We start from the raw sequence: 22749 nt of genomic DNA, 5'->3' as shown, positions 1-22749 counted from the left end.
GGCGCCTCTTATCGCTGGATGGTGGCGCCCGCGCTGGTCTTCGCGGGCGTTATGATCGTCTTCCCATTCGGCTACGCGGTGTGGCTGTCCCTGTCCGAGGTGGCACTCGGACAGGCGCCGCGGCTGAACGGCGGCGCCAACTACGCGCGCCTGGCGGCCGATGCCGATTTCTGGAACGGGCTGCGGCTGACCCTGACGCTGTACGTCATCTCGCTCGGCGCGCAGCTCGTCATCGGCACCTGGCTTGGACTGCTGCTCGCACGGTCCCGCCGCGCGCGCGGCCTGGTGCGGACCATCCTGGTCTCGCCCTTCATGCTGCCGCCGGTGGTGATCGGCATGATGGCCATCGTCATCCTCGATCCCTCCTTCGGCATCGCCAACTGGATCCTGATGCAGCTCGGCCTGCCGCCGCGCCTGTGGCTGGCGGATCCGGACACCGTGATCCTGACGGTCGCGGCCATCGACACCTGGCAGTGGACGCCCTTCGTCGCGCTGATCGTCATGGGCGGCTACCTGTCCCTGCCGACGGAGGTGTTCGAGGCGGCGGAGGTGGACGGCGCGCAGGGCTGGCAGCGCTTCCGCCGCATCACCCTGCCGCTGCTCGGCCCGACGCTGGTGACCGCCGCGGTGCTGCGCAGCGTGGACCTGCTGCGCTTCTTCGACGTGATCTACATCACGACTCAGGGCGGCCCCGGCACGGCGAGCACCACGCTGAACATCCTGGCCTATCGCCGTGGCTTCGAATTCTTCGACATCGGCTATGCCAGCGCCATCATGGTCACGCTCTCGGCCATCGTCTTCGGCTCCGTCCTCGCCTTCGCGCGGCTGCGCCGGGCCGTGACATGGTAGGGCGGCGGTTCTGGCGCGCGGCCGATACCGCGTCCCTGGTGCTGGTGCTGGCGGTGCTCGTCGCGCCGGTCGCCTGGGTGGTGCTGAGCGCCTTCAAGACGCGGACGGAGGTGGCGGCGCTGCCGCCGAAATTGGTCTTCACGCCGACGCTGGAGAACTTCGTCGAGCTGTTCGGCCGTGGCGACTTCCTGGACTACACCTGGAACAGCTTCGTCGTGGCAGGTGGCTCCGCCCTGCTCGGCCTGGCGCTCGGCTTTCCGGCAGCCTTCGCCATGGCCTGGCACCGCATGACCTGGCCGGCGACGGCCACGCTGTTCGCCCGCATGGCGCCAGGGACGCTGTTCCTGCTGCCCTGGCTGATCATGTTCACCGAGGTCGGGCTGACCGGCACGCGGACCGTCCTGGTGCTGACCCACGCCGTCATCACGCTGCCCGTCACCATCTGGGTGCTGCTGCCCTACCTCGAGGGCATCCCGCGTGAACTGGTGGAAAGCGCGCATATCGACGGGGCGCGGCAGGACCAGGTGCTGCGGCTGGTCGTGCTGCCGCTGGTGGTGCCGGGCATCGTGGTGGCGGCGATCCTGTCCTTCGTCTTCTCCTGGAACTACTTCCTGTTCGCGCTGGTGCTGTCGGGCATCGAGAGCAAGACGGCGATCGTCGCAAGCTTCAATTTCGTGGGCGAGGGCGTGACCAACTGGGGCGCGCTGATGGCGGCCGCCGTGGTCATCGCCACGCCGCCCCTGGTCCTGACCATGTTGATCCAGCGCCGCCTCGTCGGCGGGCTTGCGGCGGGAGCGGTGAAGGGATGAGAGCAGCGCGTTTCCACGGCGAGGGCCGGATCAGGGTGGAGGAAGCGGCCGATCCCGCCCCGGTGGCGGGCGAGGTCACGGTGCGCGTCGCCGCCTGCGCCCTGTGCGGCAGCGATTTGCGCCCGCTGCGGCGCGGCTGGCCGTTCACGCCGGGCCACGAGATCGCCGGCATCGTCGACCAGCCGGGGCATGCGCGGCACGGGCAGCGCGTCGCGGTCTACATCCCGGTGTTCTGCGGCCGCTGCGAGGCCTGCACCAGCGGGCGCACCCATCTCTGTGAGACCAGCCGCGAACTCGTCGGCTGGCAGCGCCACGGCGGCTATGCGGAGGCCGTGGCAGTGCCGGAGCGTTGCCTGCTGCCGCTGCCGGACGACGTGCCGGACCATCTCGCGCCGCTGCTGCTCGATACCATCGGCACCACGGCGCATGGCGTCCGCCTCGCCAGCCGCCTGGTGCAGGACGGGCCGGCGCTGGTGCTGGGGGCCGGGCCGATCGGGCTCGGTGCCATCCTGGTACTGCGCCGCATGGGGTTCGGGCCGATCTCGGTGGTGGATCCGGTGGCCTACCGGTCCGGCTTCGCCGCCACCCTGGGCGCCGAGCCGGTATCGGCCGACGCCGCGGCGGCGGGCCGCTTCGCCCTGGTGGTCGAGGCGACGGGCAAGGACGCGGCACGGCAGGTGGCGCTGGAGGCCGTAGGGGTGGAGGGCGTGATCCTGCAGCTCGGGGAATCCGATGCCTGGACGATCACGGAGACGCGGTCGATCCGGCTGAAGGACTTCTTCCTGCTGCGATCCTTCTACTTCCCGATCGGCGACTTTGCGGCGAACCTCGCATTGCTGCGCGCCGACCGCGCGGATTACGAGCGGCTGGTCGATGACCGAGCCGGGTTGGACGGGCTGGAGACCCTGTTCGCCGCCTTTGCGCGGGGCGAGAAGCTGAAGCCCGTGCTGGCGCCGGGGCCGTGACGGGCAGCCGTGGCCGCGTGGTCTGCGTCGGCATCGCCGTGCTGGACCAGGTCTGGGAATTGCCGGCGCTGCCGCCCGCCCCAGGGAAGTACCTGTCGCACGGGTTCAGGGAGACGGGCGGCGGCATGGCGGCCACCGCGGCGGTCGCCGTCGCCGCGCTTGGCGGTGCCGCGCTGTGGCATGGGCGGCTGGGAGAGGATGGGCCGGGCGCCACGCTGCTCGCGCTGCTCCGGCAGCGCGGCGTGCAGGTGGTGGATGTGACGCCGGCGCCGGGCGGGCGCACCCCCATCTCCGGGGTGCTGGTCGATGCGGAAGGCGAGCGTGTGCTGGCGGTCTTCCCCGGTGACGGGCTGCCGGAGGCCTCGGCGCTGGCCGAGGCCCGGCTCGATGGCGCCGGTGCCGTCCTGGCCGACCCCCGCTGGCCGGCCGGGGCGGAGCGGCTGCTCCGCCTGGCCGGCGCACGCGGCATCCCGCGTGTGCTGGACGCCGATGTCGCGGCCGCCGGCACGATCGCGGACCTGGCACCGGTCACCGACCACGTCATCTTCTCCCAGCGCGGCCTGGCCGAGTTTACCGGCGCCGATGACCCCGCCGCGGGCCTTGCCGCCGCCGCCACGCGCCTCCGCGACCTGCCGGCCTGCGGCCCGGGCGGATCGCTCGCGGTGACGCTCGGGGCGCGGGGCAGCCTCTGGTGGCGGCCGGGCGGCTCGGCAACCCTGGCCGCACCGCGCATCGCGGCCCGTGACACCACCGGCTGCGGCGATGTGTTCCACGGCGCCTTTGCGCTGGCGCTGGCCGAGGCGCGCGAGGTGCAGGAGGCCGCCCGCTTCGCCACGGCCGCGGCGGCGCTGAAGGCGCAGCGCGGCGCCGGATGGCAGGGCATGCCGGACCGCGCCGCAGTCGAGGCGCTGGTTCATGAGGGTTGGACATGAGGCCGCCGCAGAAATGCGTCCGATCAGGACAGGGGAGAGCACGATGATGAAGACCGCCCGGGGAATCGACCTCAGCGCCCTGGCCCGCCCTTCCGGCGCCTTCGCCATGCTGGCGGTGGACCAGCGGGAAGGTCTGCGGGCCATGCTGGCCGAACATCAGGATGGGCCGGTGAGCGACCGGACGATGTCGGATTTCAAGATGGCGGCGTTGCGGGCGCTGACGCCGCATGCTTCTGCGGCGCTGCTGGACCGGGAGCTGGCCTGGGACCGCGCGATTGCGGAGCACGCGGTGGCGCCAGGCTGCGCCCTGATCGCCGCCGCGGATGTGCTGGTGCCTGGACCCGGGGAACTCGTCGCCGACTCCCGCATCGACGAGGCGGTGCTGCCGGCGAAGGTTCGGGCCGATGGCGCCGTGGCGCTGAAGCTGCTGGTCATCTGGCGGCCGGACGATCCGGCCGAGCCACGCGTCGCGCTGGTCGATGACTTCATCGCCCGCTGCCGCGCCGCCGGCCTCGCCAGCATCGTCGAGCCGGTCTGCCGCAAGCCGCGCGACGGCCGCGCCTGGAATCCGGCCGAGGGCATCCTGCCGGCCGCACGCGAACTCGGCGATCGCGGCGCCGACATCTACAAGGCCGAGATGCCGCTGTTCGGCAAGGGCGCGGAGGCGGAGGTCCGGCGGGCCTGCGCGGAGTTGACCCGCACCGTGAACGGTCCATGGGTCGTGCTGTCCTCGGGCGTCGCGCCAGACGACTTTCCGCAGGCCGTCGAATGGGCCTGCCGCGAAGGCGCATCCGGATTCCTCGCAGGGCGCGCCGTGTGGCGCACCGTCATCGGGCGCCCCGATATCGAGGCCGCGCTCCGGGAGGATGCCGTTCCGCGCCTGCAGCGCCTGGTGGAGGTCGTGGACCGGGTCGCGGGCGGGTTCAGCCCCGGCGCCCGGCCCCGGACGCCGCACGATTGAGCGGCAACCCCAGCGTCACCGCCCAGCACGCCGCGAGCATGATCGCCGACCCGGCCAGGCAGGCCGCGAGCCCGCCCCAGCCATACAGCAGCCCCGAGAGCAGGGTTCCGCCGAAGCGGCCGGCGGCGTTGGCGGCATAGTAGAAGCCGACATCCTCCGCCGCCTTCTCCGACCCGGCATAGGCCAGCACGAGGTAGGAGTGGACGGAGGAGTTGACGGCGAAGACGAAGCCGAACACCGCCAGCCCCGCAGCCACCACCAGGTCCGGCCGCGGCACCTCCGCCAGCACCACGCCAGTCAACGCCACGGGCACCAGCGCCAGCGCCAGGGACCACAGCCGCGCAGCGGGAACCTCGGCGGAAAGCCCGTCGGCGCTGCGCCCTACCAGCCCCGGCGCGGCCGCCTGCACCACGCCGTAGCCGATGGTCCACAGCGCAAGGAACCCACCCACCATGGTGAAGCTCCAGCCAGCGGCATAGAGGAAGACGGGCAGGCCGACCACGAACCACACGTCGCGGGCGCCGAACAGGAAGACCCGCGCTGCCGCCAGCAGGTTCACGCCGCGGTTCCTGGCGAACAACTCCCTGGTCGTCTCCGAGGCCTTCGCCCGGCCCATCAGCGGCGGCAGGGCGAGCACCACGCCGGCCAGGATCAGCGCCAGCCCCGCCGCCATGGCCCACAGCGCGCCGCGGAAGCCCAGCACCTCCAGCAGCAGGCCGCCCAGGAAGAAGCCGAGGCCCTTCATCGCGTTCTTGCTGCCGGTGAAGAATGCCACCCAGCGGAACAGCCGGCCGGAGGCCTCGCCGGCGGTCAGCTTGATGGCGGATTTGCTCGCCGTCTTGGTCAGGTCCTTGGCGACGCCACAGACGCCCTGGGCCGCCACGACCCAGGCGACCGAAGCCGCCGCCGTCCAGCCCGGCGACATCGCCGACAGCATCAGGAAGCCCAGGATCTGCGTGGCAAGCCCCACCGCCAGCATCCGCGCGATGCCGAAGCGCACGGCAAGCCATCCGCCGACCAGGTTCGCGCCGATGCCCGCCGCCTCGTACAGCAGGAACAGGAAGGCCAGCGTGAAGGGGGAGTAGCCGAGCCGGAAGAAGTGCAGCAGCACCAGCATGCGCAGCGCGCCGTCGGTCAGCGTGAAGCCCCAATAGGCGGCGGTGACGATGGCGTAGTTGCGCGTGCCGGAGCCGGGGGACGCGAGGGCGCTGCCGCTCAAATCCCGGCCTCCGCCATGTGGCAGGCGAGGTCCACCATGCGGCAGGCATAGCCCATCTCGTTGTCGTACCAGGCGTAGACCTTGAGCAGCGTGCCATCGGTCACCAGGGTGCTCGGCGCGTCGATGATGGAACTGCGGGTGTCGCGGGCATAATCGGCGCTGACCAGCGGCCGGGTCTCATGGCCGAGGATGCCGGCGAGGGGGCCGGCGGCGGCGGCGGCGAACAGCGCGTTGACCTCCTCGGCGCTGGTCTCCCGCCGCATCTCGAAGACGCAGTCGGTGAGGGAGGCGTTCAGCACCGGCGCGCGCACGGCGTGGCCGTCCAGCTTGCCGCGCAGCTCCGGGTAGATCAGCGCGATGGCCGTAGCGCTGCCCGTCGTCGTCGGTTGCAGGCTCAGCATGGCCGACCTGGCGCGCCGAAGATCCTTGTGCGGGGCGTCGACGACGACGTTGGTGTTGGTCGGGTCGTGGATGGTGGTGATCTGGCCGTGCCGGATGCCGATCGCCTCATGCACCACCTTCACCACCGGGGCGAGGCAGTTGGTGGTGCAGGAGGCTGCGGTGACGATCGGGTGCCGCGCCGGGTCGACAGGTGGTGATTGACGCCAACCACGACATTCAGCACGCCGTCGAACTTCACCGGTGCCGCGACGATAACGCGTTTCGCGCCACGATCGAGATGGCCCTGCAAGGTCGCCGGGTCGAGGAACTTCCCCGTGCAGTCCAGCACCACATCGACGCCCAGCTCGCCCCAGGGGATGTCGGTCGGCCTGACGTGCTCGGAAAAGCCCAGGCGGCGCTCGCCGATGCGGATGGCGTCGCCCTGTGCCGCGATGGGCGCGCGCCAGCGGCCCTGCACGCTGTCGAATTCCAGCAGGTGGGCGCAGGCGGCCGCACCGCCCTTGATCTCGTTGAGGTGCACGACCTCCAGCCGGTTGCCGGCGCGCGGATCCTCGGGCTGGCGCTCGGCCGCACCCATCGCCGCGCGGAGTGCGAGCCGCCCGATCCGGCCCATGCCGGAGATGCCGACTCTCATATGCGTAGTCCAGACTTGGCCATCATGCCCGCGCCAGCCCCTGCGGCTGCGCCAGTTCGTCGAGCCGCGCCTTCAGCGCCATGCGGTCCAGGGTGCCGAAGGGCAGGCTGGTGAAGATGGACAGGCGGCGGTGCAGCGCCGCGTAGAGCTCGTTGAGCAGCGTCGCGCGTTCCGGCGGGCTGCCGCTGAACTTTGCGGGGTCGGGCAGCGGCCAGGCGGCGGTGATCACGGTGTCGCCGAAATCCGGACAGGCCTGCCCGGCCAGCGTGTCACACAGCGCCACGACGAAATCCATGCGCGGCGCGCCGGGACCGGTCAGGGCGTCCCAGGATTTCGAGCGCAGCGCGGAGACCTCGTGGCCGAGCGCCTTCAGCTGCTGCAGCACCTCCGGCAGGGGGCCGTCCTGCGACGGGTCCGATCCGGCGGAGAAGGCGCGGAAGCGGCCTTCGCCGATCCGGCCAAGGATCGCCTCGGCCATGATCGAGCGGGCGGAGTTGCGGGTGCAGAGGAACAGCACGTTGAACACGGGCGGCTGCATGCGGGCGGTCTCCCTTCCAGTGTCGAACAGACGGTTGAGGTCGCCGCAGCGGTCCGGCTCACCGCCGCAGCAGGCCTCGGCGAGGAAGGCGACCAGGGCGCGGAGGGCGGCGATCTGCGGGGCGTAGACCAGGCTACGCCCGTGACGCGTGGCGGCGACGAGGCCGGCCTGCTCCAGGGCGCGGAGGTGGAAGGACAGGGTCGAGGCCGGCACGCCGAGGCGCGCTGCGATGTCCCCGGCGGCGAGGCCCGAGGGGCCGGCGACCAGCAGGGTGCGCATGAGCTCGAGCCGGGTCTCCTGACCCAGCGCCATGAAGCCCAAAACGGCCTGTCCTACATCCATGTTTCCAACATAGTCGAAGGGACGAGACATCAGCGTGAAGCTTGCGTGACGCTGCGACACCGGCGGCTTCGGGCAGAATCCGCACGCAGCAGCCCCTTGCAGCCGTCCTACAGCGCCCCTTTCAGCGGATGCCCCTCGAAGAGGTCTCCAAACTCAAGGTACTCGCCCAGCGTATCGAAGCGCTTGTGGCGCCCGAGGCGCTTGAGCTGCGCGGGGTGGGCGCCGCGGCTCATGCCGGTGGTGAGCGCGCCACGCTTCAGGCTGTGGCCGCCAAAGGCCGCGGGATCGAAGCCGGCCGCCGCGGCACGGGCCTGGACGATGTCGCCGACCGATTGTGGCGACAGCGGTGCGGTGCCAAGTCGGGGCGGGACCGCAGGCTGGCCCGGCCGTGCCGGCCCCGGCGCCCAGAGGCGGCGGAACAACGGCCCGGCCTCGATCGCCGCCGCGGCACGCCAGTTGCGGATGGCGCGAACCGGGCAGAGTTCGGTGCTGCCATAGGGCAGGGGGATGCGCACCGCCGCGGCCTGGCTGCCCTTGCTCTGCGGAAGTTCCAGCACCAGGCCGCGTTCCGTCGGCGCCAGGCGTTCGACCCGGATGGCCGCGATCTCGGCGCGGCGCAGGGCCCCGGCAAAGCCCACGATCAGCAGGGCGCGGTCGCGCAGGCCGCGCAGGTCGCCGGGGATCGGCGCCAGCAGCTGGCGCAGGATCGCGTCGGTGGCCGCCGCGACCTTCCTGGGCGTCTCGCCGGCGGCGGCGGCGGCACGGGAAATGCCGGCCAGGGTCTGGGCGACGCGGAGGTCGTCGGTGGGCGTCGGCAGGCCCGCGGCGCGATGGAGGTAGCGCAGCGCGGCGCGACGCAGCACCAGGGTCGGCGCGGCCAGCCCGCGGGCGCGCTCACCGGCCAGGAAGGCGGCCACGTCGGCGGCGTCGGCCGGCAGCGCCGGGCGGCCATGCACCTGGCACCAGGCGCACCAGGCGCGCACGGCGGATCGGTAGGCGCTGCGGGTGTTGGCGGCGGTGGCGAGCCGCCGGAAGGTTTCCGCGGCCGCCTGGTCGCCAGCCAGCGTGCCATCGGAGACTGGAGCGGCGGCCTCGGCCGCGGTATCGAACCAGCGTGCCACAGTGGCGGGGGCGGCGCCGAGCGGGGCAGGGGTCTGGTTCCGATCATGGGTGGAGAGGATGAGGGCGTCCAAGTGGCATCTCCAGATCGTAGCTACGAGATTGATATAAAACGAAATACCTACTACCGACAAGACGCATTATGGGTAGTAGCTTCATCAAAGCAGTCGGGGAGGGGGCCCTTGGCCGCGACGGCTGGAGCCGGTCGACGTTAGCCGCCGAGCAAGGCTGGCGCGGCTCCGGGCGACCCGGGGCCAAGCCCCTGGGGGCCGCGGCCAAGTCTGGTGCCGCGGGACGCGTTTGCCGGGATCGAGCCGCTGACGGCCTCCTGCTCTGCGGGGAGAAGCATCCGTGGGCGGTTCACGCGAGCGGCATTGACCCCGCAGGCGTTAGAGTTTCATCCTCGTGTCGCACAGCGAGGGGATCAACATGTCAGCACCGAACGCCACGCGCCGGGCTGCACTTGCACTGGGGTCCGGCGGGCTGATCGCCCTCACGCTGCGCGACACCCGTGCACAATCGACGCGCGCGATGACCTTCATCACGCCGTTTTCCTACATCCTGGCCTTCGTCGACGTGCTGAATGCCAAGGGCGGCGGCTATTTCGAGCGCGCGGGGCTCGACGTCACCATCGAGCAGGGTCGCGGCTCCGCCATGGCTGTGCAGCAGATCGTCGGCGGTGGCGGGCTGCTGTCCCGTACCGGCGTAGGGGACCACATCCGCGCTTCCTCGCGGCCCGGTGGCGATGACCTCATCGCGGTGGGCACCATCAGCCAGGGCTCGCCCTTCTACGTCATCAGCGCCCCGTCCAAGCCGATCCGCACACCCGAAGACATGGCGGGCAAGACCATCGGCGTCCTGTCGGTGGGCGGTGCGACGGAGATCGTGCTCGACGTGATGCTGCAGGCGCGCGGCGTGGACCGGGCGCGGGTGGCGCGACAGGTGGCACCGAACTCGCCGGCCGGGTTGCAGCTGATCGAGCAGGGGCGGATCGATGGCTACATCGTCTCGGCTGGCGTGCCGATCGCGCTCCAGGCCGCCAACACGCCTCATGTCTCCTGGAACACGGACGACGTCGCCCCGATCCCCGGGCAGTGCTATATCGCCCGGCGGTCCACGCTGGCGCAGAATGGCGACCTGATTGTGCGGTTCCTGCGGGCCGTAAAGCTGTCGCTTGACGACATGCTGGCGGATACGGACCTTTCGAAGACCCTGGCCAACCTGCGCGGCTTCGAGATCGCGGAGATGCGCAACGCCGCCACCGCACCGCTGATCCTGCGTAACGAGATGCAGTTCTGGCTGACCGCGGGACGCGAGAACATCCTGCGCAACGTGCCGGAGCGCTGGCAGCGCGGCTACGACCTGATGGCGGCGGCCGGGTTCACCCCGCCGGGGCTGAAGGCGGAGACGCTTTACACCAACGACTTCGTCAACCGCGCACTCGCCTGATGCGCTTCCGGCGTGCGGAGGCCGCGCTGCTGCTGGTGGACTACCAGCGGGGCTTCCTGCACAGCCAGGGCTTCGTCGCCGCCCAGGGACGCGACGTCTCGGCCTGCGCCGCCGCCGCACGGCAGGGCTATGCCCTGGCACGCGCCGCGCGGGAAGTGGGCATGCCGGTGATCTGGACGCGGCATGTCCTGCGCGCGGATCACGCCGATGGCGGGCTGCTCACCACGGAACTCCGGCCACGTCTCGGCGAGATCGGCGCGCTGGCCCGCGGCAGCGAGGATGTCGAGATTCCGCCGGACGCCGGTGTCGAGCCGGTGGACGTGGTGATCGACAAGCCACGCTACTCGGCGTTCTTCGGGACCGCGCTGGATGTCGTGCTGGCCACGCGCGGCATCCGTGGGCTGATGGTCGGCGGCGTGACAACATCCATGTGTGTTGAGAGCACCGTGCGGGATTCGGCGCAGCGGGATATCCGGACCTTCGTCGTCCGCGATGCCGTTGCGGATTTCGACCTCGCGCGCCACGATGCCTCGCTCGCTGCCATGGCCTTCGGCTTCGCCCGCATCCTCGGCGCCAACCAGGCCATGGACGCGATCGCAACCGGGGAGGCAAACTTCCCCCTGCCCTGACCCGTGCAATAGACAGGCGCCTGGTGACGCGCGATCCTCGTCGGATGCAGGCTGCACGCATGGCGCCGGGAGAACACATGGCCGACGCGACCCATCCCGCGATCGCCTTCCGCTCGGTTGAGAAATGGTACGGCACGCGCGACGAACCGGTCCACGCGCTGGCGGCCACGGACCTCGACGTGGCGGATACCGAGTTCCTGGTCCTGCTGGGGCCGTCCGGGTGCGGCAAGACCACCATGCTGCGAATGATCGGCGGGTTGATCGCACCCACATCCGGCCAAATCACCATCGAGGGCGCCAGCCTCTGGCGCAACGGCCAACGGCAGGCGGAGGCATTGTCTGACCTCGGCATGGTCTTCCAGGAAGCCAACCTGTTTCCGTGGCTGTCCATCGAGCAGAACATCGCCCTGCCGCTGGAGTTGAAAGGAACACCGAAGGCGGACCGGGCGGCGCGGGCGCAGGCACTGGCGACGCTTGTCGGCATCCAGGGTTTCGAGAAGCGCTGGCCGCGCGAACTCTCCGGCGGCATGCGCCAGCGGGCCGCCATCGCGCGCGCCCTGTCCTATGACCCGCGCATCCTGCTGATGGACGAACCGTTTGGCGCGCTGGACGCCATGACGCGGGAGGCGATGAACCTGGAGCTGCAGCGCATATGGCTCGAGACGCGCAAAACCATCGTACTGGTCACCCATTCCATCGCCGAGGCCGTGTTCCTGGCCGACCGCATCCTGCTGCTGTCGCCGCGCCCTGGCCGGGTGGACCTGACGGTGGATGTGCCTTTCGCGCGTCCGCGTGGCACGGACCTGCAGTCGACGCCCGAATTCCAGGCCATTGTCCGGCAGTTGCGGCACCGCCTCAACGAGATCAGCTAGGGAGCGGCCGAGCGTGACCGAAACGGCAAGGCCCGCCCCCGCGCAATTCGCCAAGCGCCTGGTGACCATGGACGGCGCATTGCCCTGGATCACGACGCCGATCCTGCTCGGCATCCTGATCCTGATCTGGGACTCCTATGTCCGCTACGCCGGCATCTCGCCATTGATCCTACCGCGCCCTGGTGCAGTGTGGACGGCCTGGATGGAGATGCTGCGCGATCCACGCGCCTGGCACCACACCTGGATGACGGTCTACGCCACGCTGTCCGGCTTCGCCTATGCCTGCGTCATCGGCATCACGCTTGGGGTGCTGATCGCGCGGCTGCGCTGGCTGGAGCTGACGCTGAACCCCTTCATCGTGGCGACGCAGGTGATCCCGAAGGTCGCGCTGGTGCCGCTGTTCGTGCTGTGGTTCGGCTTCGGCGTGACGTCGAAGGTCATCGTCGCGGCGGTGCTCGCCTTCTTCCCGATCCTGACCAACACGGCGATGGGGGTGAAATCCATCGACGAGGGGCATCGCGACGTGATGGTGTCGCTGAACGCCACGCGCTGGCAGGTGTTCCGCCGGCTGGAATTTCCCTCCGCGCTACCCTTCATCATCACGGGCCTCGAGATCGGCATCGTGCTGGCCATCATCGGCGCCGTGGTCGGCGAGTATCTTGGCGGCAATGCCGGGCTGGGGCATCTGTTGATCGCGCGACTCAACGCCTTCGAGACGGACCAGATGTTCGCCGTGCTGATCCACATGTCGATCCTCGGCTTCATCTTCTACTTTGCGATCGGCGCGCTGCGGAAGATGCTGGTGCCCTGGCATGCCTCGGCGCGGCTGCGGGTGTGACGATGACTGCGGAACAGGCACAGATCCTTGCCTCCGTCGACGTCTTCCTGGCGCGGCGCCTGCCGCCGGCGGAGATCCGCCGGCGCGATGCGGCGCATGTGCCGCCCTACGACCTGTTGCCGGAGATGGGCCAGGCTGGGCTTTTCGCCCTCGCCGTGCCGGTGGCGGAAGGCGGACTCGGGGCGGATTGGGCGACGGTGTCACTGGTGCAGGAACGGCTTGGCGAGCACGCCTACATGGCTGCCTCCATCTTCAACCGCGTCGTCGGCTTCGGGCTCGCCTCGGTGCGCGGCTACGGCAGCGCCGCGCAACGCGCCGCGCTGCTGCCGCCGCTGATGGCGGGCGAGGCGTTTTGCGCCCTGGCGCTGACGGAACCGCAGGCGGGCAGCGACGCGGCCGCGATCCGCACGCGCGCGACGCGCCAAGCGGGCGGCTGGCGCCTGAATGGCCGCAAGACCTGGATCAGTGACGCGCGGGAGGCTCGCTGGCTGATCCTGCCCGCGCGCACCGGGCCGGAGAATGAGGGGCCGCGCGGCATCTCCCTTTTCCTGGTGCCGAGCAACTCCCCTGGGATCGACATGACGGGGCTGCCGAAGATCGGCAATAACTGCATGCCCTCCTTCGACATCGGCCTGCAGGATGTCGACCTGCCGGATGACGCGCTGATGGGAGAGGAAGGTCGCGGCTTCACGCAATTGATGGCGACGTTGCATTACTCCCGCGCCTCCATGGCCGCCACTGTCACCGGCGCGGCGGAGGCGGCGCTGCGCATCGCGCTGGCGCATGCGCAGGATCGTGTGCAGTTTGGCCGGCCGATCGGCCAGTTCCAGGCGATCGCGCATCGGCTTGTGGATATGCGCATGCGCGTCGACCAATCGCGCCTCATGGTGCGCCACCTGGCGCGGCTGATCGACAAGGGCGCGCCGTGCCGGCGGGAGGCCGCGCAGGCGAAGGTCATCGCGACGGAAACGCTGCGCGATGTCGCCGATGCGGGTATGCAGATCCTGGCCAGCGCCGGCTATTCGGCGGACAGCGACATGCAGCGCCTGTGGCGCGACTCCCGCCTTTATACCTTCGGCGAAGGGGCCAACGAGGTCCTGCGCGATTCCATCGCGCGCGACCTGGGACTGACGACAAGGGGGACAGCGTGACAGGCATCCGGGCGATCGATGCGGTGGTGAACATCTGGACGCCGGAGGCGCTGGCCGGCCGGCCGGACCGCACCGGCTTCTACACCAGCAAGATGCGCGTGAAGCGCGAGATCTTCGAGGGCATGAGCCTGAAGGACATGATCGCGCGCATGGATGCCGCCGGAATCGAGAAGGCTTTCCTGATCGCGGCAAAGGTCGGTCGGCTCGGTCACCCCGCCTGCTACCACGTGGACTACCGGCTGGTGGCGGATGCGGTGCAGGCGCATCCGGACCGCTTCCACGGCCTCGCCGGCCTGGACCCGACGGAGGGCATGCGCGGCGTGCGTGAGCTGGCCCGCGCCGTGACGGAATACGGCTTCATCGGCGCGCATTTCTACCCGCACTGGTTCGAGCTGCCGCCGGATCATGCGAAGTGGTATCCGTTCTATGCGAAATGCGTCGAACTCGACGTGCCGGTGCAGCTCCAGGTCGGGCAATCCATGGTCTATGACCCGAGCTACCCGCTGCGCTCCGTCGGCCGGCCGATCACCCTGGATGCGGTGGCCTGCGACTTCCCCGAGTTGAAGATCGTGGGCATCCATGTCGGCATCCCCTGGACCGAGGAGATGATCGCGATGGCGTGGAAGCACGCCAACGTCTTCATTGGCTCCGACGCGCACAGCCCGCGCTACTGGCCCGACAGCTTCAAGCACTACATCCGCAGCTACGGACAGGACAAGGTGATCTTCGGCACCGATTTCCCGGTGCTCGATTTCGGCCGCACCATGGCGGAGATCGCGGAGCTCGGCCTGCCCGACACGGTGCTGGAAAAGTTCCTCCGCACCAATGTGCAGCGTCTCTACAAGCTGGACGGCGCCGGCGCATGAACCTGGCCGATGCGCTGGACATCCACGCCCGGGCCCGGCCAAGCCACCCGGCGCTGATCGACGGCGCGCTGACGCTGACCCATGCGGAGTTTGCCGCGCGCGTCCGGCGCATGGCGGCATGGCTGCTCGACCTCGGCCTGCCGCAGGGACGCCCCATCGGCATCTGCCTGCGCGACACGGCGCAGCATGTCGTGGCGCTGTATGGGGTGGCGCGTGCCGGCCTGCCGATCCTGCCGATGGATGTGCGCTGGACGACGGAGGAGCAGCGCAACGTCGCGGAGCATTTCGGTGCCGCCCTGGTGCTGGCGGAACCCGGCTCCCCACCCCTGCCCGGGCTGCGCTGCCAGCCTCCGCAGGAGGCCGGGACGGAGGCCGCGGCCGCCGCCCGCTTCGCCAGCGACCCGGACGCGCCCTTCGTGCTGTCGCTGTCCTCCGGCACCACCGGCCGGCCGAAGGGTCCGCTGATCGCGCACCGGCATTTCCTCGCCCGCTTCCGCACGCACTGGATCAATCTCGGGCTGAATGGCCGCGACCGTTTCGTCTGCGCCACGCCACTGTATTTCGGCGGTGGCCGCACCTTCGCGATGTCCGTACTGTTTTCCGGCGGAACGCTGATCCTGAAGCCACCGCCCTGCACGCCGGAGGATCTGGTGACCTGCGTCGCCGAGCAGGGCGCCACCAGCCTGTTCCTGGTGCCGACGCAGTTCCGCCGCCTGCTCGCGCTGGATGATGCCACTTTGGCCCCGCTGCGGGCGTTGAACCTGCTGTTCTCCTCCGGCGCGCCGCTTTCGCCGGAGGAACGCCTGGCGATCCGAGACCGGCTCTGCCCGCGCTTCTTCGAATACTACGCCAGCACCGAAGGCGGTGGCGTGTCCCTGCTGACACCTGCGGACCTGGCGACGCACGGCGAAACGGTGGGGCGGCCGGTCTTTGCCGTCGAGGTCGAGGTGGTGGATGCCGCGGACCGACCCCTGCCCCCCGGCGAGACCGGCCTGCTGCGCTACCGTGGCCCCGCCTGCGCCACCGCCTATCACCGTGACCCGGAGGCCTCGGCCGAGGCGTTCCGCGAGGGCTGGTTCTACCCGGGCGACCTCGCCTCGCTGGATGTGGAAGGATATGTGACCCTGCGCGGACGGCAGAAGGACATGATCATCCGCGCGGGCATCAACATCCATCCAGGCGATATCGAGGCGACGCTGAACGCGCATCCGGCGGTGGCGGAATGTGCTGTCCTGGCGTGGCCGTCGCCCGAATTCGGCGAGGAAATCGCGGCCTTCGTGAAACTGGCGGAACCCTGCGATCCGGAGGTGCTGCTGGGGTTTGCGCGATCCCGGTTGCCAAGGCCGAAATGGCCGCGCGCGGTCTTCATCGTGGACGATCTGCCCCGCAACAGCGCCGGCAAGGTGCTGAAGCGCGAATTGGCGCCGCGCCTGCCGAAGCTGGCTGGTTGATCCGCTGGCGAAATCCTGCCGCAAGGACTGGTGACATTCTTCCGAGAGACTTCAGCGGCCGTGATCTGAGCCCCAGGCCTGCACGCGCCGTCGGAATCTTCGATGTTCTTCATTGGCTCCGCCGGACGACGCATCATGGGGATTGCGAGCACCGGGGTCCGACCATAGGCTCGCCCTGTATTGATCGGAGCGAGACCTCCCGTGACGAGCGCCCCGGACCGCTATCGCCTCGGCTTTGACATCGGCGGCACCTTCACCGACTTCGTGCTGCTCGATGCGGCGAGTGGCGGCATCACGCTGCACAAGTGCCTGACGACGCCGCAGGATCCGGCGGAAGGAGCGATGGCCGGCATCCGCGCCATCGTCGCACAGGCTGGCATCGACGTCGCCGCGCTGGGTGAGGTGCTGCACGGAACCACGCTCGTCACCAACGCGCTGATCGAGCGGCGTGGTGCCACCACCGGCCTGCTGACGACGCGCGGATTCCGCGACGTGCTCGAACTCGGCATCGAGCAGCGCTACGACATCTACGACCTGTTCCTGCGCTTCCCCGACCCGATCGTGCCGCGCCGGCGACGGATCGAGATCACGGAGCGGATCACCCATGGCGGCGAGGTGGTCGCACCGCTCGACCTCGGGCAGGTGCGGGAGGCGGGGGCGCGGCTGGTGGCGGAAGGCTGCACGGCCATCGCGATCTGCTTCCTGCATGCCTATGCAGATCCGGCGCATGAGCGGGAAGCGGCGGAGGTGCTGCGCGCCTCGTTCCCGACGCTGTCGATCAGCCTTTCCTCGGAGGTGGCGCCGGAAATCCGCGAATACGAGCGCTGCGTCACCACCTGCGCCAATGCCTTCGTGCAGCCGCTGATGGACCGATATCTCGGGCGGTTGATCCGGGAGATGGAGGGGCTCGGCTTCACCGGCACCTTGCGCCTGATGCAATCCGATGGCGGGCTCTGCGCGCCGGAGGTGGCCCGCGCGCTGCCGATCCGCCTACTCGAATCGGGACCGGCGGGCGGCGCGCTGGCGACGGTGCTATTCGCCCGCGCGGCCGGGCTGCCGGATGCGCTGGCCTTCGACATGGGCGGCACCACGGCGAAATCCTGCCTGATCGAGAATGGCCGTGCCGAGGTGGCACCGCTGATGGAAGCCGCGCGGGTGCACCGCTTCAAGCGCGGCTCCGGCCTGCCGATCCGCGCGCCGGTCGTGGACATGATCGAGATCGGCGCCGGTGGCGGTTCCATCGCGCGGGTCGACGAGACCGGGCTCATCAAGGTCGGGCCGCATTCCGCCGGCGCCATGCCCGGCCCCGCCTGCTACGGGCGCGGCGGCACGGAGGCGAGCGTGACCGACGCCAACCTGCTGCTCGGCTACTACGACCCCGGCTTTTTCCTGGGTGGGACGATGGCACTGGATGTCCCGGCGGCCGAGGCGGCGCTGGCGCGGCTCGGCGAGAGGCTCGGCCTGCCGGCGATCGAGGCGGCCTGGGGCGTGCACGCGGTGGTGTGCGAGGCGATGGCCGGCGCCACGCGGGTGCACCTGGTGGAGAAGGGCCGCGATCCGCGGCGCTATGCGATGGTGGCGTTCGGCGGCGCGGGGCCGGCGCATGCGGCGCGGGTGGCGCGGGTGCTCGGCATCACGGATGTGCTGGTGCCGCCGGCCTCCGGTGCGGCCTCGGCACTCGGCTTCCTGGCGGCGCCGCTGGCCTTCGAGCAGTCGCGCAGCCTGATCTCGCCGCTCGGCAAGGATGTGGATTGGGCGGCGATCGGCGCGGCGCTCGCCGGCCTGGAGGACCAGGCGCGCGGCCGCCTGCGCGCTGCCGGCATCGCCGCCGATGCGATGCGGGTGGAACGCGGGGCCGAGATGCGGCTGGTCGGTCAGTTGCACCAGATCACCGTGCCGCTGCCGGAGGGCGCGATGGAGGCCGGCCGCCTCGCGGAGATTCGCGCGCGCTTCATCGAGACCTACCAGCGCCTGTACACCCGCGTGGTCGAGGGCGCCGAGATCGAGCTGTTGTCGCTGCGCGTGCGCGTGGTCTCGCCGGAGCCGGAGATTGCCGTCTCGGGTTCCGTCGGATCCGGCGATGCGGGCGGCGAGGCGTTGAAGGGCCGCCGGCCAGCCTGGTTCGACGGGGCGTTCCACGACACGCCGGTCTATGACCGCTACCGGATGAAGCCAGGTGCGATGGTCGCGGGGCCGGCGATCATCGAGGAGCGCGAGGCGACGACGATCATCGCGCCGGGGGATACGCTGCGGGTCGATGCCGTGATGAACCTGCGCATCACGGTGGGTGCCACCGCGCGGCCGCAGGCGCTGGTGACGCCGGGGATGGCGCTGGAAACCGCGATGGCGCGGATCGAGGCGGACCCGATCGGGCTCGAGATCATGTGGTCCCGGCTGATCTCGATCGTCGAGGAGATGTGGCAGACGGTCTGCCGCACGGCCTATTCGCTGATCATCTCGGAGGCGCAGGACTTCGCCAACGAGATCCTGGACCCGCAGGGCAACCCGCTGGCGCATTCGCCACGCTCCATGCCGTTGTTCAACCTGACGCTGACCCGCTGTGTGAAGGCGCTGCTGGAGCATTTCCCGGTCGGGACGCTGCGACCGGGCGATGTGCTGGTGACCAACGACCCCTGGCTCTGCGCCGGGCATCTGTTCGACATCGCCGTGGTGACGCCGGTGTTCCACCAGGGGCGCGTCGTGGCGCTGATGGGCACGGTCGGGCATGTCAGCGACATCGGCGGCGTCAAGGACCCGCTGAGCGCGCGCGAGATCTACGACGAGGGCGTGCTGATCCCGCCGATGAAGCTGTATGCGGCCGGGGAGCCGGATCGTTCGCTGTTCCGGCTGCTGGCGGCGAACATCCGCAACAGCGACCAGGTGCTGGGCGACGTGGAATCGCTGGTGACCTCCAACGCTCTGGGCGCGCAGCGGCTGGTCGCCTTCATGGAGGAATACGGGCTGGAGGATTTGGCTGCGCTGGCCGCCGTGGTGCAGGGGCGCAGCGAGGCGGCGACGCGGGCCGCGATCCGCGCGGTGCCGGACGGCGTGTATGAGAGCGAGATCGAGAACCGCCCGCTCGGCGAGGTCCTGCGTTATCGCGTGCGCGTCCACAAGCAGGGCGAGACGATCCATGTCGAGCATGTCGAGGCGCCGCCGACGCTGCCGCGCGGCGGGCTGAACTGCACGATGAACGTGACGGCGGCGCATTCCTCTTACCCGCTGAAATGCATGCTGACGCCGGCGGTGCGCGGCAATGCCGGCTGCTATGCACCGATCAGCGTGGTGGCGCCGGAAGGCTCGGCGCTGAACTGCAAGCCGCCGGCGGCGGTGGCCTATCGCACGCGCCTGTCCTGGTTCATCGGGCCGAATCTGTACCGGGCGATGGCGGCGGCGATTCCGGACAAGGTGCAGGCTTTCACGGGTCTGCCCAAATCTTTCGGCTTCTACGGCCGCAACAACCAGGGCCGCGTGGCGTCCGACCATTTCTTCATGGGTGGCGGGCAAGGTGCGTCATCCCGGTCCGACGGAAAGTCCGGGCTGCTGTTCCCGACCTCGGCGGCGAACACGCCGGTGGAACTGCTGGAAAGCCGGATGCCGGTGCTGGTGCTGGAGAAGGGGCTGGTGCCCGATACCGGCGGTGCGGGGCGGCAGCGCGGCGGGCTTGGACAGCGCATGCGGGCGCGGCGGCTGGATGCGGGGGCCGAGCCCATCATGGTCGGGCTGTACCCCGAAGGCTGGGGCCTGAAGCCGGAGGGCCTGTTCGGCGGCCGGCCTGGCGGACCTGGGCGAGGCACGGTGACCGCGTCGGGTGACGCCGCGCCACGCGATGTCGGCACCGGGGAAATGGTCGCACTGGTCGACGCGGGCACCGAGATCGAGGGCCAGATCGCTGGCGGTTCCGGCTTTGGCGAGCCATGGGACCGGGCCATCGAGGCGGTGCAGTCCGATCTTGAAGATGGCTATGTCACCGCCGAGGGTGCGGTGCGAGACTACGGCGTGGTGCTCGGCCCGGACGGGCGCATCGATCCCGCCGCCACGGCAAGGCGGCGTGCGACACGCGAGGCCGACGCGGACAGGGTCATGGCAACAAGCAACGGGGGCTCACAATGATCGAGAACATGTCACGCCGCGGGCTGCTCGGGGGCGCCGCGGCGCTGGCTGCGGCGGTGCCCGGCATCTCCGTCGCCTTCGAGCGCGACGGCAACCGCAAGGTGATGGTCTTCTCGGGCAACCAGGCGGTGCCGGTGCTCGACCCGCATGTGCGCTACGACTGGTCGACCCGCATGATCCAGCAGGGCGTCTATGACGCGCTGCTGAAATACGAGGGCGATCCGCCGGTCATCAAGCCGTGGCTCGCGGAACGGCATGAGGTCTCGGATGACGGCCTGACCTACACCTTCCACCTTGTCGGCAACGCGAAGTTCCACAACGGCGACCCGGTGGATGCGGAGGCGGTGCGGTTCTCCTTCGAGCGCGGGCTGAAGCTGAACGCCGGCATCGCCTGGATGCTGAAGGACTTCCTGAAGCCGGAGAAGATCACGGCGGTGGACGCGCGCACGGTGCGCTTCACCCTGGAACGCGCCTTCTCGCCGTTCCTGTCCTATGTGCCGTGGTGGTACATCGTCAATCCGCGCCAGGTGATGGCGAACCAGGAGGGCGACGATCTCGGCCGCAAGTGGATGACCGAGAACGAGGCGGGGTCCGGCCCCTTCAAGCTGCGCCGGTTCAACGCCAACACGCTGATCCATGTGGATGCCGTGCCTGACTACTGGAAGGGCTGGCCGATGCCGGAGGCCGAGCGGCTGTCCGGCATCATCTACCGCATCATCCGCGAGAGCGCGCCGCGCAAGGCCGCGCTGCAGCGGCGCGAGGCGGATATCATCACCAACCTGACGCCGGACGACATCGACCAGATGGCGCGGCTGCCGGGCGTCGCGATCGAGAACCACAAGGGCTCGACCACCTTCGGCATCAAGTTCAACTGCCAGACCGGGCCGACCGCGGACATCAACCTGCGCAAGGCGATCGCGCACGCCTTCGACTACGAGTCGCTGCTGACCATCCACAACGGCGCGGCGGCGCTGATGACCAGCCCCTTCCCGGCCTCCATGGCCGGGCACATCGACGTGCCCGGCATCCCGCGCAAGGACTTGGAAAAGGCGCGCGAGTACCTGCGCCAGTCCGGCACGCCGAATGGCGGGATCGAGCTGGAATACGTGCATGTGCAGGGTCTGGAGGATCCGCGCCGCATCGGCCTCGCGCTGCTCGACAGCCTGCGCGCGCTCGACATCCGCGTGAACATCGTGGGGCAGCCCTGGACCACCATGGTCAGCCGCGGATCGAAGCCGGACACCTCCCCTGCCATGATGTCGATCTACGTGACGCCGGTCGGCACCGACCCGGACACGGTGGCCTACCAGTACCATCGCTCCTCCTGGGGCCTGTACTACGGCACCTCGCACTACGAAAACGCCGAGGTCACCCGCATGATCGACGAGGCGCGGGGCGAGACGGACCAGGCGAAGCGCATGGCGCTGTATGCCGAGATCCAGCGACGCATCGTCGCCGACCAGCCGGAGATCTTCGGCATGGTGGCGAACCGCATCTGGGCGCGGCGCGACTACGTGCAGGGCTTCAGCTTCAGCCCGGTGCGCTTCACCGGGGAAATCGACCTGTACCCCCTGTGGGTCCAGGGCTGAGCGCGACAGGTGGCAGGCTACATCCTCCGGCGCATCGGCCTCGCGGGGCTGATGCTGTTCGGGCTGGTCTGCCTGACCTTCGTGATTTCCAACGTCGCGCCCGCCGACCCGGCGGCGCTGGCGGCGGGGCCGGATGCGGGGCGGTCGCAGATCGAGCAGGTGCGCCGCGAATACGGCCTCGACCGGCCGCTGCATGAACAGTTCCTGCGTTACGTCGGTGACCTGGCGCAGGGCAATTTCGGGCAGTCGATCGCCACCGGCCGCTCCGTCGGCACCGATCTTTCCCGATATTTCCCGGCAACGCTGGAATTGGTGATCCTGGCGATGGCGCTGGGGGTACTGCTGGGGGTGCCCCTCGGAGTGGTCGCGGCCTTACGGAAGGACCGCGTGGTGGACCACGCGACGCGGATCTTCGCGGTGTCCGGCATCGCCCTGCCGCCCTTCTGGTTCGGGCTGCTGCTGCAATTGGCCTTCGCCACCTGGCTCGGGCTGCTGCCGACCAGCGGGCGCCTTTCGGTGTTCACGGAGCCGGCCGAGCCGATCACCGGGATGCTGCTGGTGGACAGCCTGCTGCGCGGCGATCTGGACCTGTTCGGGGAGGCGCTGTCCTACATCATCCTGCCCGCGATCGTGCTGTCCCTGCCCTGCCTCGCCTCCATCCTGCGGGTCAACCGCAGCGAGATGGTGGAGGCGTTGCGGACGGACTACGTCACCGCGGCCCGTGCGCATGGCGTGACGCCCTGGCGGATCGTCGCCGTGCACGCGCTGAAGAACGCCATGCTGCCGACGCTGGCCATCATCGGGCTGCGCTGGGGCTGGATGATGAGCAGCACGGTGCTGGTGGAGACGGTGTTCGACTGGCCGGGCATCGGGCTCTACGCCGTCAGCTCCGCCATCGCCGGCGACTTCAAGCCGGTGATGGGGGTGACGCTGATCGTCGGGTTGAACTTCATGCTGGCGAACCTGATCGTCGACCTGCTGTACGGCGTGCTCGACCCCCGGCTGCGGCGGGCCTGAGGCG

The 22749-nt window shown here is 70.0% G+C and carries 20 protein-coding genes; 15 read left to right on the top strand and 5 right to left on the bottom strand.

The annotated features are described in order from the left end of the window. The first annotated feature begins 51 nt into the window (after nt 1–51). From ACLF3G_RS21870 to ACLF3G_RS21850, 5 genes are read left to right on the top strand one after another with little or no spacing between them, the layout of a single operon-like run. Nucleotides 52–849 (top strand): carbohydrate ABC transporter permease, encoded by a 798-nt coding sequence (locus ACLF3G_RS21870; protein WP_430671532.1) that lies wholly within the window; start codon nt 52–54, stop codon nt 847–849. Next, nucleotides 843–1658, top strand: coding sequence for a carbohydrate ABC transporter permease (locus ACLF3G_RS21865; protein ID WP_430671531.1), 816 nt, complete (start codon nt 843–845; stop codon nt 1656–1658). Before ACLF3G_RS21870 ends, ACLF3G_RS21865 begins: the two co-directional genes overlap by 7 nt. Continuing rightward, on the top strand, nt 1655–2623 hold the full coding sequence (locus ACLF3G_RS21860; protein ID WP_430671530.1) for an alcohol dehydrogenase catalytic domain-containing protein: 969 nt from the start codon (nt 1655–1657) through the stop codon (nt 2621–2623). The genes ACLF3G_RS21865 and ACLF3G_RS21860 overlap by 4 nt, the downstream gene beginning before the upstream one ends. Then, nucleotides 2620–3555, top strand: a complete 936-nt coding sequence (locus ACLF3G_RS21855) for a PfkB family carbohydrate kinase (RefSeq protein ID WP_430671529.1) — start codon at nt 2620–2622, stop codon at nt 3553–3555. The genes ACLF3G_RS21860 and ACLF3G_RS21855 overlap by 4 nt, the downstream gene beginning before the upstream one ends. A gap of 43 nt (nt 3556–3598) precedes the next feature. Next, nucleotides 3599–4516, top strand: coding sequence for an aldolase (locus tag ACLF3G_RS21850; protein WP_430671528.1), 918 nt, complete (start codon nt 3599–3601; stop codon nt 4514–4516). On the opposite strand, the gene arsJ is transcribed toward ACLF3G_RS21850, so the two are convergent. From arsJ to ACLF3G_RS21825, 5 genes are read right to left on the bottom strand one after another with little or no spacing between them, the layout of a single operon-like run. Beyond that, nucleotides 4479–5735 (bottom strand): organoarsenical effux MFS transporter ArsJ, encoded by a 1257-nt coding sequence (arsJ, locus tag ACLF3G_RS21845; protein WP_430671527.1) that lies wholly within the window; start codon nt 5733–5735, stop codon nt 4479–4481. The genes ACLF3G_RS21850 and arsJ overlap by 38 nt on opposite strands. Continuing rightward, complete coding sequence (locus ACLF3G_RS21840; protein ID WP_430671526.1) at nt 5732–6259, bottom strand: hypothetical protein; 528 nt, start codon at nt 6257–6259, stop codon at nt 5732–5734. Before ACLF3G_RS21840 ends, arsJ begins: the two co-directional genes overlap by 4 nt. After that, a complete protein-coding gene (locus tag ACLF3G_RS21835; RefSeq protein ID WP_430671525.1) occupies nt 6256–6771 on the bottom strand; it encodes a glyceraldehyde 3-phosphate dehydrogenase NAD-binding domain-containing protein in 516 nt (171 codons plus the stop codon). The genes ACLF3G_RS21840 and ACLF3G_RS21835 overlap by 4 nt, the downstream gene beginning before the upstream one ends. A 22-nt stretch (nt 6772–6793) precedes the next feature. Then, a complete protein-coding gene (locus ACLF3G_RS21830) occupies nt 6794–7711 on the bottom strand; it encodes a metalloregulator ArsR/SmtB family transcription factor (protein ID WP_430671524.1) in 918 nt (305 codons plus the stop codon). Nucleotides 7712–7758: 47 nt separating this feature from the next. Next, nucleotides 7759–8844, bottom strand: coding sequence for a site-specific integrase (locus ACLF3G_RS21825; protein ID WP_430671523.1), 1086 nt, complete (start codon nt 8842–8844; stop codon nt 7759–7761). Nucleotides 8845–9199: 355 nt separating this feature from the next. On the opposite strand from ACLF3G_RS21825, the gene ACLF3G_RS21820 reads away from it, so the two are divergent. The 10 genes from ACLF3G_RS21820 to ACLF3G_RS21775 all read left to right on the top strand — a co-directional run bounded on the left by ACLF3G_RS21820 (nt 9200) and on the right by ACLF3G_RS21775 (nt 22745). After that, entirely contained in the window at nt 9200–10219 is a 1020-nt protein-coding gene (locus ACLF3G_RS21820) for an ABC transporter substrate-binding protein (protein WP_430671522.1), read from the top strand. After that, nucleotides 10219–10848 carry a cysteine hydrolase family protein gene (locus ACLF3G_RS21815; protein ID WP_430671521.1) on the top strand — a complete coding sequence of 210 codons (630 nt, stop codon included), beginning with the start codon at nt 10219–10221 and terminating at the stop codon, nt 10846–10848. Before ACLF3G_RS21820 ends, ACLF3G_RS21815 begins: the two co-directional genes overlap by 1 nt. Nucleotides 10849–10925: 77 nt before the next feature. Continuing rightward, on the top strand, nt 10926–11720 hold the full coding sequence (locus ACLF3G_RS21810) for an ABC transporter ATP-binding protein (RefSeq protein ID WP_430671520.1): 795 nt from the start codon (nt 10926–10928) through the stop codon (nt 11718–11720). Nucleotides 11721–11733: 13 nt separating this feature from the next. Next, nucleotides 11734–12558, top strand: a complete 825-nt coding sequence (locus ACLF3G_RS21805; protein WP_430671519.1) for an ABC transporter permease — start codon at nt 11734–11736, stop codon at nt 12556–12558. 2 nt (nt 12559–12560) lie between these two features. After that, a complete protein-coding gene (locus tag ACLF3G_RS21800) occupies nt 12561–13709 on the top strand; it encodes an acyl-CoA dehydrogenase family protein (protein WP_430671518.1) in 1149 nt (382 codons plus the stop codon). Continuing rightward, complete coding sequence (locus tag ACLF3G_RS21795) at nt 13706–14575, top strand: amidohydrolase family protein (protein WP_430671517.1); 870 nt, start codon at nt 13706–13708, stop codon at nt 14573–14575. Before ACLF3G_RS21800 ends, ACLF3G_RS21795 begins: the two co-directional genes overlap by 4 nt. Then, on the top strand, nt 14572–16026 hold the full coding sequence (locus ACLF3G_RS21790) for a class I adenylate-forming enzyme family protein (RefSeq protein WP_430671516.1): 1455 nt from the start codon (nt 14572–14574) through the stop codon (nt 16024–16026). Before ACLF3G_RS21795 ends, ACLF3G_RS21790 begins: the two co-directional genes overlap by 4 nt. Nucleotides 16027–16227: 201 nt before the next feature. Next, the gene (locus ACLF3G_RS21785; protein ID WP_430671515.1) at nt 16228–20139 is read left to right on the top strand and encodes a hydantoinase B/oxoprolinase family protein; all 3912 of its coding nucleotides are present in this window, start codon (nt 16228–16230) and stop codon (nt 20137–20139) included. Nucleotides 20140–20147: 8 nt separating this feature from the next. Beyond that, complete coding sequence (locus ACLF3G_RS21780; RefSeq protein ID WP_430671514.1) at nt 20148–21728, top strand: ABC transporter substrate-binding protein; 1581 nt, start codon at nt 20148–20150, stop codon at nt 21726–21728. Nucleotides 21729–21737: 9 nt separating this feature from the next. Next, nucleotides 21738–22745, top strand: a complete 1008-nt coding sequence (locus ACLF3G_RS21775) for an ABC transporter permease (RefSeq protein WP_430671513.1) — start codon at nt 21738–21740, stop codon at nt 22743–22745. The last annotated feature ends 4 nt before the right edge of the window (nt 22746–22749 follow it).

Source organism: Falsiroseomonas sp. HC035, assembly GCF_050563525.1.
Classification (GTDB): Bacteria; Pseudomonadota; Alphaproteobacteria; order Acetobacterales; family Acetobacteraceae; genus Falsiroseomonas.
This window is presented reverse-complemented; position numbering and strand designations above follow the sequence as displayed.

Bases quoted from the DNA above. Each gene is read 5' to 3' on its own strand.
- ACLF3G_RS21870 (WP_430671532.1), top strand. From the start codon at position 52: ATGATCGTCTTCCCATTCGGCTACGCGGTGTGGCTGTCCCTGTCCGAG.
- ACLF3G_RS21865 (WP_430671531.1), top strand. From the start codon at position 843: ATGGTAGGGCGGCGGTTCTGGCGCGCGGCCGATACCGCGTCCCTGGTG.
- ACLF3G_RS21860 (WP_430671530.1), top strand. From the start codon at position 1,655: ATGAGAGCAGCGCGTTTCCACGGCGAGGGCCGGATCAGGGTGGAGGAA.
- ACLF3G_RS21850 (WP_430671528.1), top strand. From the start codon at position 3,599: ATGATGAAGACCGCCCGGGGAATCGACCTCAGCGCCCTGGCCCGCCCT.
- ACLF3G_RS21835 (WP_430671525.1), bottom strand. From the start codon at position 6,771: ATGAGAGTCGGCATCTCCGGCATGGGCCGGATCGGGCGGCTCGCACTC.
- ACLF3G_RS21820 (WP_430671522.1), top strand. From the start codon at position 9,200: ATGTCAGCACCGAACGCCACGCGCCGGGCTGCACTTGCACTGGGGTCC.
- ACLF3G_RS21815 (WP_430671521.1), top strand. From the start codon at position 10,219: ATGCGCTTCCGGCGTGCGGAGGCCGCGCTGCTGCTGGTGGACTACCAG.
- ACLF3G_RS21810 (WP_430671520.1), top strand. From the start codon at position 10,926: ATGGCCGACGCGACCCATCCCGCGATCGCCTTCCGCTCGGTTGAGAAA.
- ACLF3G_RS21800 (WP_430671518.1), top strand. From the start codon at position 12,561: ATGACTGCGGAACAGGCACAGATCCTTGCCTCCGTCGACGTCTTCCTG.
- ACLF3G_RS21790 (WP_430671516.1), top strand. From the start codon at position 14,572: ATGAACCTGGCCGATGCGCTGGACATCCACGCCCGGGCCCGGCCAAGC.
- ACLF3G_RS21780 (WP_430671514.1), top strand. From the start codon at position 20,148: ATGTCACGCCGCGGGCTGCTCGGGGGCGCCGCGGCGCTGGCTGCGGCG.